This window comes from Schaedlerella sp. (assembly GCF_056796775.1).
Genome location: NZ_JBQIKP010000017.1, coordinates 20077 through 32528, shown reverse-complemented (window position 1 = coordinate 32528; position 12452 = coordinate 20077). Strand labels below are relative to the sequence as shown.

The window sequence follows — 12452 nt, the reverse complement described above, 5'->3', positions numbered from 1 at the left end:
CGCCAGGCACGGCCACAGTCATGACAGCCCGCTTATCCCATCCCTGTTATGATCAGTTCGGGCTGCCGAGCATCGTCGCCCTGCTGATCAGCTGGTCATACATCCGCAGGATCTGCGCGGAACCCTGCAGCACCCGCTGGCTGCTCATCATCGCCGTCATCTGCTCCGCCAGGTTTACATTGGAATCCTCCAGGAACTTCTGCGTCACCACCGCATTGGAGCCCGTCGGGTTCGCCCCGGTTGTAAAGACGCCGCCGGTCACCTTGGTCAGCTCGCCGTAATCCGCAAAATCCACGATATCCAGTGTTCCGAAATACCTTCCGTCCTCTGCCGCGGTGATCCTTCCCTGACTGTCAATGGTCAGATCATCCGTGTCCACCTGGATCGGTCCGTTGGTGCCCATCACCCGGCCCATCCCCGGCAGGATCAGGTAGCCCTGATTGTCCAGGTTGAAGGAGCCGTTCCTTGTATAGACCTCTCCGTTGTCCGTCTCAATCACAAAAAATCCGTCTCCCGTCAGGCCCACATCCAGCGGATATCCGGTCTCCCGGATGCCCCCTTCGGTATAGTCCGTAACCCTCTCGTCGGCTACGTTCATACGGGATACCGTCCCCACTTCCGTTCTGCCGTCCTGGTCATACCGATACAGCATCTCATCCCGGAACGTACTCTCCATCATCCGGTCCATCTTATAGCCCGGAGTAGAGACATTGGACATATTATTACTGATAATATTCAGATTCCGGTTCTGTGTGATCATATTGGATGCCAGATCATAAAATCCCTGAAACATATTCTTGCTCTCCTTTTCTTTTTTATAGAAACTTCTCCATATGCACCCGCAGCTTCTTGATCGCGTTCGAATGGATCTGCGATACTCTTGGCTCGCTTACCTGAAGCACATCCGCGATCTGGCGCATATTCAGATCGTCGATATAATACAGTGAGATCACAAGCTGCTCATTTTCCTTCAGCTTCTTGATCCCCTCCGCCAGGACCTCCGTAATCTCCTTCTTGAGAAACTGGTTCTCCGGCTGCTCGTTGGTCTCCACCTGGGGCAGCTTCATGCTGATCTCGTTGCCCTGCGCCTCCGCCAACACCATATCCAGGGAAAGGATATTGAACAGGCTCGCCTTGCGCATGGTGTCCTGGTATTTCTCCGGGGTGATGTTCAGATACTCCGTCACCTCCTGGATGGAAGGATAATACCCAAGTTTATTATATAACGTTGTGACCGCATCTTCAATATCTCTTGTGTTTTTTCTTGTACTTCTCGGCACCCAATCCTGCTTTCTGGCAAGATCAATGATCATTCCCTTGATCCGCTTCGAAATAAACGTCTCAAATTTGACATTTTTATCCACGTCAAACTTGTCAATGGCGGACATAATGGCAATGACTCCCTCGCTGATGATGTCGTCCACCTGGGAGAAGCTCAGGTAAATGTCTCTCATCTGCAGCGCAATGCTTTTCACGAGGTAGATATAACGCATCACAATCTCCTGCTTGACCTCAAGGCTGCCGGTCTCTTTATACAATTGTAAAAGCTCTTCATTCGACTGATCTTTGTATTGTTTCTGCGTATCCATATTGTCCTGCTCCACTCAGATTATTTCCGCCCCGCTGCCGGTAAACCGCCGTTCCCGGCACATTTGCCCGCAAGGTCACAATGCCCGCTTTTCTATCGTTCCATCTGCAGCGAGATATTTCCCACCGCCTGTATCTGGATGTTATTGCTGATCTCGTTAAACGACAGCACATACATCTCCGGGAAGAACTGCTCGATCAAATGATAGAAATGGATCCTCACCACCTGACTCGTCAGAACGATCGGCGGCTGCCCCAGCTCGTGGAACTTCTTCACCTCGTCCGAAAGCTGTGTGATCACACTCTGCATCACATCCGGACTGAGTGCCAGATAAAGGCCGTGATCCCCATTCGTCAGGCTTGTGATAATATTCTTTTCCAGATCCGCGTCCAGCGTCACCACCTTCATGCTGCCGCCTTCGCAGAACTTTCTCGTAATGGTCCTCTTCAATGCCACACGGATATTCTCCGTGATCGTCTCCAGATCCTTCACCGTCATGGCAGAATCCACGATCGTCTCGATGATCGTCTCCAGATCCTTGATCGGGATGCCTTCCTTGAGCAGGTTCGTCAGAACCTTCTGGAAACCGCCATAAGAGATGACCGCCGGGATTGCCTCCTCTACCAGCTCCGGCGACTGGTTCTTCAGATTGTCTATCAGACGCACCACTTCCTGCCTGTTCAGCAGCTCATGGGCATGCTTCTTCACAGTCTCCGACAGATGGGTCAGCATAACGGACAGCGGATCGATAACGGTATATCCGTAGATCTCCGCCATCTCCCTCTTATCCATGGTGATCCATTTACTCGGAATACCATATGCGGGCTCAATGGTATCAATACCGTCGATCTCCTTCTCCAGGTTCGGCGGCTCCAGAGCCAGATAGTAGTCGATCAGGATCTCGCCCTTGGCTACCTCTTCGCCCTTGATCTTGATCACATACTGGTTCGTATTCAGATAAGAGCTGTCACGCAGCCGGATCGATGGAATGACCAGACCCATTTCCTGGGCGTACTGCCGCCGGAATATGACGATACGGTCGATCATCTTGCCGCCGCTGGCCTCATCCACAAGCGGGATCAGGCTGTATCCAAATTCCATCTCGATGGGTTCCACATTGATCAGGGAGTAGACCGTGTTGATGTCCTTGAAATTCTCTTCCTCGGCCATCATCTCTTCCTCCAGGGAAGGGCCCTGCTCCATGCTCCCCGGTCCGGCCATGCCTGCCATCACGCCCGCGGCGCCTACCATGACAGGTCCGCCCATCTCCTCCATGCGCCGCAGCAGATAATAACCGCCGAACAACATGGTCAGCGCGATCACCGCAAGCTGGAACTTGGGCATTCCCGGAACCGCGATCAGAACTGCCAGCACGCCGCCGGCGATCATGATCGCCCTGGGCTGTGCCTTGAACTGTCCGAGTACTTCTATATTCAGGCTGTCCTCGGCAACCGCGCGGGTTACGATCATACCCGTTGCCGTGGAGATCAGAAGGGCCGGGATCTGTGCTACCAGGCCGTCACCGATGGTGGCGATGGAATAGACCGAAAGCACCTCCGTAAAGGTCATTCCGCCCTGCACCATACCGATGATACAGCCTCCCAGGAAGTTGATCGCCGTCGTCACAAGGGACAGCGTCGCGTCTCCCTTTACAATCTTCGTAGCACCGTCCATGGCCCCGTAAAAATCCGCTTCCTTCTGGATCTTATAACGTCTGGCCTTGGCCTCCTGCTCGTCGATCAGTCCGCTTCCCAGGTCCGCGTCAATCGCCATCTGCTTACCGGGCATCGCGTCCAGGGTAAATCTTGCCGCAACCTCAGCCACACGCTCGGCGCCCTTATTGATAACAAGGAACTGAACCAATACGATGATCAGGAAGATTACAACTCCGACAACCGCATTTCCCTGCAGCACGAAGTTACCCATGGCCCCGATGACGGAGCCGGCGGAACCTCCGTTGCTCAGAATGCTTCGCGTCGTAGATACATTAATTCCGATTCGATATAAAGTTGTGATCAGAAGCAGTGACGGGAAAATGGAAAATTCCAGTGCCTCTTTGATATTCATACTGATCAGCAGAATGATCAATCCTACGGATATATTCAGAATAATCATAACGTCCAGGAAAAACGGACTTATCGGTATGATCAACAGCAGTACGATCATGACTACGATCAATGATACCGCATTATTTAATATATTCTTAATATTAGTCATCTTCTACACCATCTTCTGAGTCCTTTATACCAGTTTATTTCAGTTTATTATTCAAACGGAAGATCTCAACGAGGATCTCCGCCACAACTCCATAATATTCCGCCGGGATCTCACTGTTCAGCGGAGTGGAAGCATACAGTCCCCGCGCCAGAGGCTTGTTCTCCAGGATCTTCACCCCATGCTGCTCTCCGATCTCCACGATCTTAAGAGCGATATGGTCCTGCCCCTTGGCGATCACGATCGGCGCGTTGTCCCGGTCAATATCGTACTTGAGAGCTACCGCAAAATGGGTCGGGTTACGGATAATGACATCCGCGTCCGGCACAGCCTGCATCATCCTGCTCCTTGCCATACTCTGCTGGATGCTGCGGATCTTGCCTTTGACCTTGGGATCCCCTTCCATCTGCTTGAATTCTTCCTTGACCTCTTCCTTGGTCATCTTCATATCCTTCTCAAAAGACCAACGCTGGTAGAACAGGTCAAATGCCGCGATCGCGACAAATACCATGCCGACTCTCAATACCATGTTGAAAATCTCTTTCAGCACGTAGATCCCGGACGCAGTCACGGACATATCCATCATCTGCGCGATGATCACGATCTCATCCTTCAAGATATTATAAAGCACCACGCCCAGGATCACGATCTTGAGCGAAGATTTCAAGAGCTCCACTACCTGCTTTAAGGAGAACATGTTCTTGATCCCCTTCAGCGGATTCAGCTTGCCCAGATTGAACTTCAGCGGCTCCCTCGTAAACAGAAACCTGGTCTGGAGACCTGTGCCCACCACCGCGAACGCTATGCTGAGGAATCCCAGCGGAAATACGCATTTTGCCACAACCATGACCGCGTTCCATCCCACCTGCTGCTGATCCGCAAAAGTCAGGTGTTCCATTCCCCCCACCGCGGAGATCTGAAATACCATTGCGTCCTGCAGCGATTCGTAGATCATGGGAAATAAGATCCTGAGACAGCAGAAGATTCCCAGAAGAGAGACTACTACGACCACGTCCTTACTCATGGCGACGTGTCCTTTTTTCCGTTCGTCTTTCCGCTTTTTAGGCGTGGCTTTTTCGGTTTTTTCCTGTCCGCCCTGGTCAGCCAAAGGTTCTCACATCCTTTCTATAATTTAAACAAATGTCAGGATTCCCTGCACCGACTTCATCATAATGGACATGATCTTGTTCAGATACTCTCCGATCGGTGAAAACATCAGGGCCAGCAATCCCAGCCCGACGATCAGCTTCATCTGGATATTGATGACGAAAATGCTGATCTGGGGCACGACCTTATTCAAAATTCCGACTCCGATCTCGATCAGAAATTCCGCCGCGATCATCGGAACCGAAAACCGGATTCCCAGCTCCACACACTCCAGGAAGATCTCGATCATCCGAACCGCAATGTCCTGGGTGATCAGGATTCCCCCGTATGGAACGATCTCCGCGGACGTGACCATGATCTTCATCAGCGCAAGATGTCCGTCCACCGCGAAAAACATCAGCATAAACCAGGTCTGCAGCACGCTTCCCGACACCGCCATCTGGGCATTGCTCTGGGGATCATACACTGTAGCCATAGACAAGCCCATCTGATAGTCGATGATATAACCGGTAAAACTGATGATAAAAAAAAACAATTGCATGACAAATCCGATCAGGTATCCGGCTACGAATTCCTTGCACAGGAGAAACGCGAACTCGATCATGCTCGCCGTCTCAAACGCTTCCCCCATAAAGCTCGAATACACCATCAGTGTCAGCACAAATATCATCCCGGCCTTCACCCGCGACGGGATCGTATTTCTTCCGAATATAGGATTCATCAGGACAAATCCCGACATCCGCATCATGATCAACGCAAACAGCGTGAGCTGCGCGGTACTGTTAAACATTGTCGCCATGCCATCACTCCTCACGCCGGTCCTTGTATTTCACTGTCCTAAGCGGCCGAACCAGCGGCCTGCCTGTTTTATTCGGCATATCAGATCAATTCAAAAATATGAATCGTAAAATTCGTCAGCGACTCCATCATCCTGCCTCCCCCAAACACAAGGATCAGGCCGATGACCAGCAGCTTCGGAACAAACGTGATCGTCTGCTCGTGAATCTGCGTCGCGGCCTGTATGATAGAGATCAGAATACCGACGATCATACTGATGACCAGAAGCGGCCCCGCAATCTGCAGGATCAATATGAATAGCTCATATATGATCTCACTTATCTGTTGATTTGTCATATCCCGCTTCCTCCTTCTTTATAATCCCCCTGGCAGATCCATCCGTTTGCGCTAATGGAATCCGTCCACAATATTCTTAAACAGCAGCTCCCATCCGTCCACGGTAATGAACAGCAGCAGCTTAAACGGCATGGAGATCATAGCCGGCGGCAGCATCATCATACCCATGGACATGAGCGTACTTGATACCACAATATCGATTAGCAGAAATGGGATGTACAGCAAAAATCCTGCCGTAAACGCCCTTTTGAGCTCACTCGTCATAAAGGAAGGGATCACGACCGTCATCGGCATATCCATCATAGCGTCCACATACGCGTCTTTATCCTCAAATTCCGCCTCATCCGGCACCTCCTGCCCAGCGATATCCGTAAACAGCCGCAGAGAACTGTTTGTCGTATTGCTCAGCATGAACCGCTTCAGCGGAACCTGGGCGCGCTCCAGCGCCACCTCCTGCGTGATCTCATTATTCTTATACGGCGTATAGGCCTGCGTATTGATATCTGAGATAACCGGATTCATAATAAACAGCGTCAGAAAGATGGAAATACCCACCAGCACCATGTTAGGCGGTGTCTGCTGAACACCCATGGCAGTCCTCAGGAAAGAAAGGATGATCATGGTCCTCGTAAAAGAGGTCATCATGATTAAGAGTGACGGCAGAAGTGAAATGATCGTCAGCATCAACAATATGTCTAATGTAGGCACCTGCTCGCCGTTCACATTTATCAGTGAATCATACACTAATCCTTACCTCCTCTTTTGCCCAGGTCATTCAGCTTGCCCAGCATCTTTCTGAAGTCTATCGGCTGAGAGCCTCCGCCTTCCTCCCCGGGAGCCAGCGGAAAGAGCTCCTCATCCTCCACCTCAGACAGGATGCTGATCTGCCCTGCGGTCACCCCTACGAGCAGATACTTCCCCCCCACCTGTACCACTGCGATATGTCGGTCCTGCCCCAGCGAAAGCTGGTCGATCAGGCGCATATAACGGGAATTGCTGCCTTTACTCATCCCCCGGCCCACATACTTGCTGGCCAGATAGCTTAAGTAAATAATACATGCCACTATGACAAATGTGGCGAAAATTCTCCACATAAAATCCTACCTCAACTCTGATGCCGCAGCCCTTTGTTCCACATCAGAAACCTTTCTTAAAATCAGGAAGCCGCCTTACTCCAGCGCCGCCAGGTTGACCTTCATGATCTCCGTGATACGGATACCGAAGTTATCCTCCACAACGACCACATCCCCCTTGGCGATGCACTGCCCGTTGACAAACAGGTCTACCTGCTCTCCTGCCAACTTGTCCAGAACCACCAACGAGCCCTTCGTGAAATCCAGGATATCCTTCACAAGCTTCCTGGTTCTTCCGATCTCCACCGAGATCTCCAGAGGCACGCTCATGATCAGTTCCATGTTCTCTTCCTGGACACCCTCAAGCACAATGCCGTTCTCCGCCTTCAGCTTCTGCTGGGACGGCGACTGCACATGGATCATCTTCGGCTCCGCCGCCGCGGCCCTCTCTGCCGCCTTTTCTGTCATCTGCTGCTGCATCTGTTGCATCTGCTGCATCATCTGCTGCATCATCTGCATCTGCATCATTGCCACATCCGGGCTCACTGCCGCCTGCATCATCTGCGGGGCCGGCGCCATACCTGCCGTTCCCTGCATCATACCGGCCGCTCCCGTATCCGCCGGGGCCGCAGGCATACTCGGCGCTGCCGGTGCCGCCATCGGCGCTGGCTGCGGTGCCGGGGCAGGCGCAGGTTCTTCTCCAAGGCCGCCTGCAAGCATCTTCTCAATCTCTTCCTGAGAAAGCGTTCCGCCGCCTCCTCCCGAAGCTGCCGGAGCCGGGGCCGCTGGGGCCGGGGCGGGCGCGGGTTCTTCACTGAGACCGCCCGCAAGCATCTTCTCAATCTCTTCCTGGGAAAGCGTTCCGCCTCCTCCCGAAGCTGCCGGCTCCGGAGCCGCTGGTGCCGGCGCAGGCTTATCCTCCTGCAGGGAACTGATATCAATGATCGCGTCCTCCGGAAGGAATCCTTCCACAAGCCCCTTCGCCAGTTCCATCGGCATCACATTGAAGAACTCACTCTCCAGTTTCTCCGCAATCCGCAGAGTAAAGCCTACGACAACCTTCGGCTGATCGTCTACAAAATATTTATCAATAAATTCCTGCGCATTGGCAACTTCAAACGAAATCGGGGTCGAGATATTGACCATCTTCCCCAGAAATTCAGACAATGCTGTCGCGGAAGACCCCATCATCTGGTTCATGACCTCGCAGACCACGCTGACGTTGATCTCATCCAGTTCGAAATCTTCATCGGCAATCTCCATGCCCATGACCATCTCTACAATGACCTTTACATCGTGCCGTTTTAAGAGCATGACGTTCTTGCCTTCCAGGCCGGCGACATAAGTAATCTCAACGCCGACCGCGGGCTCCACCTCGCCCATATGGAATTCTTCCTTGCTAACGATGTTTACGACAGGCGTCGTAATGTCTACCCTGGCATTCAGCATTGTAGAAACTGCCGTAGCAGATGCGCCAAGGCTGATATTCAGTATTTCGCCTATCGCGTCTATTTCCATTTTGCTAAAGCACTCCGAACTCATACTAACGCTACTCTCCTTTCGAGGATATCCCCCTCATATTATTTTCCGATATCCAATGCGCGCATTGCCATCGTCTTCATTGCGTTGAATGCCGTAATATTCGCTTCATAAGACCGTGTCGCGGACATGGCGTCCACCGTCTCCTTCACAGGATCCACATTCGGCATCATGACATAGCCCTGTTCATCAGCATCCGGATGATCGGGGTTGTAGACCGGGTACAGGTCTCTCTCATCTTCAATAATCTCAGTCACCTGTACGCCGCCCTTGGTAGCGTTCTTGTTCAAAAGGCTGTTGAATCTGGAACGAAAAGAACCAGAAGCCGCGGAGTTTCTCGAAGATGTCACGTTGGTAGACGGAATCTCCTGAAATACGACCATCTTTCTCCGGTACGGTCCATCGCCGCTCTCCGTACGGGTGGAATTGGTATTCGCAAGATTCTGGGAAGCAATATCCAGTCTCTGCCTCTCAGCCGTCAGCGCCGAAGCACTGATATCAAATGAACTCAAAAAAGACATAATACACCTCCGCTTAGCCGAGAATCTTCTTCACAGTTGACAAAATACGTTCCGGCTTAAATGGTTTTACGATAAAGTCCTTCGCGCCGGACTTGATGGAATCCATAACCATCGCTTCCTGGCCCATGGCGGAACACATCACGATCGTCGCGCCGGGATCCATTCCCTTGATCTCCTTCAAAGTCTCCAGACCGTCCTTGTTCGGCATGGTAATGTCCATGAATACAAGGTCCGGCTTCTCCGCTGAATAGACCTCCACAGCCTTTGCGCCGTCTTCCGCCTCAACCAGGTCCGTATAGCCCGCCTGGGTAAGGGTATTCTTTAACATCATCCTCATAAATGCAGCGTCATCTACTAACATTATTTTTGCCATTTTCCTATACCTCTCTTTTTTCAATATTATACTTATTGTAATTTATATACACAGATATTTCAACAGATTTATCTGGTAAATAATGCAGTAATTGTGTATGGCATGCCATACGTGTGTTGCCGGCAATGGCAATTTATACCGCTACATCCTCTTTATTTTCAATAATGCGGTCTTCAATCTTTACTGCGACATTCTTGTTATGTACGCCAAGCTGCCCGTTGAACCAAGGCTGTCCCTCGATAAACAGGGAAACAAGGGAATCCTGCGGCTTGTTCAGGTCGATCACGTCTCCTACATGGAGATTGTATACATCGTCCAGGTTCAGCTTCGCCACACCAAGCTGCGCCATAACGTCCATCGTGGACTCCCGAATGCTGTCCATGATCTCTTCCCTGTTGCTCTTGACATGCTCGCCCTTCTTCGCAATATGCTTCGTCTTGTCAATGATATCGAAGATATTGCTCAGCAGAGTCCCGGGGATACAGATGTTCATCGTTCCTACCACGTCTCCAAGCGTGATCGTCAGCATGATGATGACAACCGTCTCGTCCACGCTGATCCCCTGGAACATGCTCGGGTTCTCCTCAATATGCTCAAACTGCGTATTCAATGCGATGTGGGTTCCCCACACATCTGTGTTAATCGCCACCAGATACTTGATGATCTTCTCATACAACGCAAGCTCTATATCCGTATAAGTATAAGATATATCGATGGACCTGTCAAATCCAAGTCCTCCCAGCATCCGGTCGATCATCGCCGTCATCAGCGTCGGCGCTATATGGAAAAGTACGGGCGGATTGGTGGAATTATCCGGCAATTCCACTTCAGCCACGGTCAATACGTCCGTCTCATTCAGCGCGTTTCCAAATTCATAATAACGCTGCTCCTCGATCCCGACCACTTCCACCTCGCTCACCAGCCGGAACAGGCCGTTGATCTGCGATGTCGCGATCCTGCAGTAGTTGTCATAGATGCTGCGAAGCATTTTCAGCTTATCTTTTGTATACTTTTTCGGACTATAAAAGTCATATTTTCTGTATTCCTGCTTCGGTTTTTCAGGCTCCGACGCCTTTGTCTCCGATTCGGCATTTTGCATTGAATTCAGCAGCGCGTCTATTTGACTTTGTGATAATACATCTGCCATCCCAAACCCCTACTTTCATTATTAATTAGCATGCTCAGCTTCTGATTCGGCCTTTGGAAGGACCGGCCGTCCTCCGCCGTCAGGCGGTTGACTGCGGTTACTGCGCTGTTCTGTCCATCTCCGCATAGTACTCTTCCAGGCTCTTCGACACGGTATCCGACTTGGTGATCAGCATCTCTACCCTTCGGTTCTTTGCCCGGTTCTCCTCCGTATCGAACGGAGCGATCGGACGGAACTGTCCGTAAGATACAGCTACCAGCTTATCCGGCGTTACCGTCGTCCGCTGCTGAATATATGCCGTAACTCTGGCCGCTCTTTCCGCCGAAAGTACACGGTCTGATTCCGGCTCGTTCATCTGGTTTGGATCTGCCTGCGTGGTGTGTCCCAGGATCTGGATTTCCTTGATGGACTCCGATACTCCTGAAATGATTGTGGCAAACTGATCCAAAATCCCTTTTCCTTCATCTTTTATAATGGAACTGTCCCCTGCGAAAAACACATTGTCACGAAATGTAACAAATGTAAACCCATCGCCTTTGTACAGATCCACCTCTCCTTCCATCCCGGCTTCCTCCAAGGCCTTTCTCAGTTCCTCATACAGGGAGTCGAACTCGTCCTCGTCCATCGACCCGTCCTCCACGTGGTTGGGGACTTCCTCCGTAGCCTCCGGTACGTTGTCTATGGCGATCTGTGAGACCTCCACCGCGTTCGGGTTGAAGCTTTTTACAACCTGTACCCACTTTGCCTGGTCTACGGTAGAAATGGAGTACAGGAGCACGAAAAAGCACAGCAATAGTGTAACCAGGTCACCGTATGTATCCATCCAGTTCGCGCCGCCGCTGGCTGATTTATTCCTCTTCTTCATATTCTCCTCCTGTTGCCTGCCGCATATCCGTGTGCCTCACAGCCAGATATACCCGGTCAGTCATCTGTCATTATTCCGCGTCAGCTTTTCCGCCTCCGCCCGATGAATCCAGAAGCTTCTCACGCCCCTTCTGGGCAACGTATGTAACCAGCTTCTCTTTCAGGAACTTCGGATTGTCTCCTGACTGGATCGCAAGGATACCTTCGATCATGATCTGCTTATACAGAAGCTCTTCTTCGTTTCTGACCGTCAGCTTATTTGCAATAGGTGAGAAAAGTACGTTCGCAAGGATACAGCCGTAGAACGTGGTGATCAGGGCTGTCGCCATGGCAGGACCGATGGAGGAAGCTCCTCCTGAATCAATGTCCATCTCCTTCAACATGTTTACCAGTCCGACCAGTGTTCCGATCATACCGAATGCCGGTGAAAACGCGGAAGCTTTGTTGAACAGGTTGATGCCTTCCTCATGCCGCGCGGACATGGCATCCACTTCATTTTCCAGGAGCGCCCGGACCTCCTCGGGTTCCGTGGCATCCACGATGAGCATGATGCCCTGCTTGAAAAACGGGTCGTCGATCTCATTGGCCTTTTCTTCCAGCGCCAGCAAGCCGTTCTTTCTGGCAAGCTGCGCCATCTCCTCCAGTGTGTCCACCAGAAAACCGATGTTGTAGCGGTTGCCCTGGATCAGGAGCACCAGCATCTTGGGGATCGTTGCAAGTGTCTTCAATGGGTAGCTGGCCACGACCGCACAGATCGCGCCGCCGACTACGATCGCCAAACTCGCCGGATCCCAGAAGTTCCCCAGCTTTGTCGGATTGATACCGACAAATACGATCAGCACCGCACTTACGACTATACCTAAAATTGTTGTTATATCCATATTCTCTTCAC

14 protein-coding genes are annotated in these 12452 nt (G+C 51.4%); all 14 read right to left on the bottom strand.

The genetic code is table 11. The features are described from left to right. Positions 1-52: 52 nt before the first annotated feature. Positions 53-793: a flagellar hook-basal body protein gene (locus tag ACTOY7_RS09780; RefSeq protein ID WP_394683069.1), complete on the bottom strand. Its 741-nt coding sequence runs from the start codon at positions 791-793 to the stop codon at positions 53-55. 22 nt (positions 794-815) lie between these two features. Next, positions 816-1589, bottom strand: coding sequence for a sigma-70 family RNA polymerase sigma factor (locus ACTOY7_RS09775; protein ID WP_160280579.1), 774 nt, complete (start codon positions 1587-1589; stop codon positions 816-818). A 92-nt stretch (positions 1590-1681) separates the two neighbouring features. Then, positions 1682-3805: a flagellar biosynthesis protein FlhA gene (flhA, locus tag ACTOY7_RS09770; RefSeq protein ID WP_160280580.1), complete on the bottom strand. Its 2124-nt coding sequence runs from the start codon at positions 3803-3805 to the stop codon at positions 1682-1684. Between the two features lie 34 nt (positions 3806-3839). After that, positions 3840-4910, bottom strand: a complete 1071-nt coding sequence (gene flhB, locus ACTOY7_RS09765; protein ID WP_160280581.1) for a flagellar biosynthesis protein FlhB — start codon at positions 4908-4910, stop codon at positions 3840-3842. 24 nt (positions 4911-4934) lie between these two features. Further along, complete coding sequence (locus ACTOY7_RS09760; protein ID WP_160280582.1) at positions 4935-5708, bottom strand: flagellar biosynthetic protein FliR; 774 nt, start codon at positions 5706-5708, stop codon at positions 4935-4937. Between the two features lie 80 nt (positions 5709-5788). Further along, positions 5789-6043 carry a flagellar biosynthetic protein FliQ gene (locus ACTOY7_RS09755; RefSeq protein WP_160280583.1) on the bottom strand — a complete coding sequence of 85 codons (255 nt, stop codon included), beginning with the start codon at positions 6041-6043 and terminating at the stop codon, positions 5789-5791. Between the two features lie 51 nt (positions 6044-6094). Continuing rightward, positions 6095-6787, bottom strand: a complete 693-nt coding sequence (gene fliP / locus ACTOY7_RS09750; RefSeq protein ID WP_160280584.1) for a flagellar type III secretion system pore protein FliP — start codon at positions 6785-6787, stop codon at positions 6095-6097. Continuing rightward, positions 6787-7137, bottom strand: coding sequence for a flagellar biosynthetic protein FliO (gene fliO / locus ACTOY7_RS09745; RefSeq protein WP_300885021.1), 351 nt, complete (start codon positions 7135-7137; stop codon positions 6787-6789). The genes fliP and fliO overlap by 1 nt, the downstream gene beginning before the upstream one ends. Before the next feature lie 75 nt (positions 7138-7212). Beyond that, positions 7213-8658 (bottom strand): flagellar motor switch protein FliN, encoded by a 1446-nt coding sequence (fliN, locus tag ACTOY7_RS09740; protein ID WP_482670613.1) that lies wholly within the window; start codon positions 8656-8658, stop codon positions 7213-7215. Between the two features lie 38 nt (positions 8659-8696). After that, on the bottom strand, positions 8697-9176 hold the full coding sequence (flgC, locus tag ACTOY7_RS09735; RefSeq protein ID WP_482670614.1) for a flagellar basal body rod protein FlgC: 480 nt from the start codon (positions 9174-9176) through the stop codon (positions 8697-8699). Between the two features lie 13 nt (positions 9177-9189). Further along, a complete protein-coding gene (locus ACTOY7_RS09730) occupies positions 9190-9549 on the bottom strand; it encodes a response regulator (RefSeq protein ID WP_016298479.1) in 360 nt (119 codons plus the stop codon). Between the two features lie 133 nt (positions 9550-9682). Then, positions 9683-10696: a flagellar motor switch protein FliM gene (locus tag ACTOY7_RS09725; RefSeq protein WP_160280588.1), complete on the bottom strand. Its 1014-nt coding sequence runs from the start codon at positions 10694-10696 to the stop codon at positions 9683-9685. Positions 10697-10793: 97 nt separating this feature from the next. Then, positions 10794-11561 (bottom strand): OmpA/MotB family protein, encoded by a 768-nt coding sequence (locus tag ACTOY7_RS09720; RefSeq protein ID WP_394684711.1) that lies wholly within the window; start codon positions 11559-11561, stop codon positions 10794-10796. Positions 11562-11631: 70 nt separating this feature from the next. Continuing rightward, the gene (locus tag ACTOY7_RS09715) at positions 11632-12441 is read right to left on the bottom strand and encodes a motility protein A (RefSeq protein ID WP_482670615.1); all 810 of its coding nucleotides are present in this window, start codon (positions 12439-12441) and stop codon (positions 11632-11634) included. Between the last annotated feature and the right edge of the window lie 11 nt (positions 12442-12452).

Bases quoted from the DNA above. Each gene is read 5' to 3' on its own strand.
- ACTOY7_RS09780 (WP_394683069.1), bottom strand. From the start codon at position 793: ATGTTTCAGGGATTTTATGATCTGGCATCCAATATGATCACACAGAAC.
- ACTOY7_RS09775 (WP_160280579.1), bottom strand. From the start codon at position 1,589: ATGGATACGCAGAAACAATACAAAGATCAGTCGAATGAAGAGCTTTTA.
- flhA (WP_160280580.1), bottom strand. From the start codon at position 3,805: ATGACTAATATTAAGAATATATTAAATAATGCGGTATCATTGATCGTA.
- ACTOY7_RS09760 (WP_160280582.1), bottom strand. From the start codon at position 5,708: ATGGCGACAATGTTTAACAGTACCGCGCAGCTCACGCTGTTTGCGTTG.
- ACTOY7_RS09755 (WP_160280583.1), bottom strand. From the start codon at position 6,043: ATGACAAATCAACAGATAAGTGAGATCATATATGAGCTATTCATATTG.
- fliO (WP_300885021.1), bottom strand. From the start codon at position 7,137: ATGTGGAGAATTTTCGCCACATTTGTCATAGTGGCATGTATTATTTAC.
- fliN (WP_482670613.1), bottom strand. From the start codon at position 8,658: ATGAGTTCGGAGTGCTTTAGCAAAATGGAAATAGACGCGATAGGCGAA.
- flgC (WP_482670614.1), bottom strand. From the start codon at position 9,176: ATGTCTTTTTTGAGTTCATTTGATATCAGTGCTTCGGCGCTGACGGCT.
- ACTOY7_RS09730 (WP_016298479.1), bottom strand. From the start codon at position 9,549: ATGGCAAAAATAATGTTAGTAGATGACGCTGCATTTATGAGGATGATG.
- ACTOY7_RS09725 (WP_160280588.1), bottom strand. From the start codon at position 10,696: ATGGCAGATGTATTATCACAAAGTCAAATAGACGCGCTGCTGAATTCA.
- ACTOY7_RS09720 (WP_394684711.1), bottom strand. From the start codon at position 11,561: ATGAAGAAGAGGAATAAATCAGCCAGCGGCGGCGCGAACTGGATGGAT.
- ACTOY7_RS09715 (WP_482670615.1), bottom strand. From the start codon at position 12,441: ATGGATATAACAACAATTTTAGGTATAGTCGTAAGTGCGGTGCTGATC.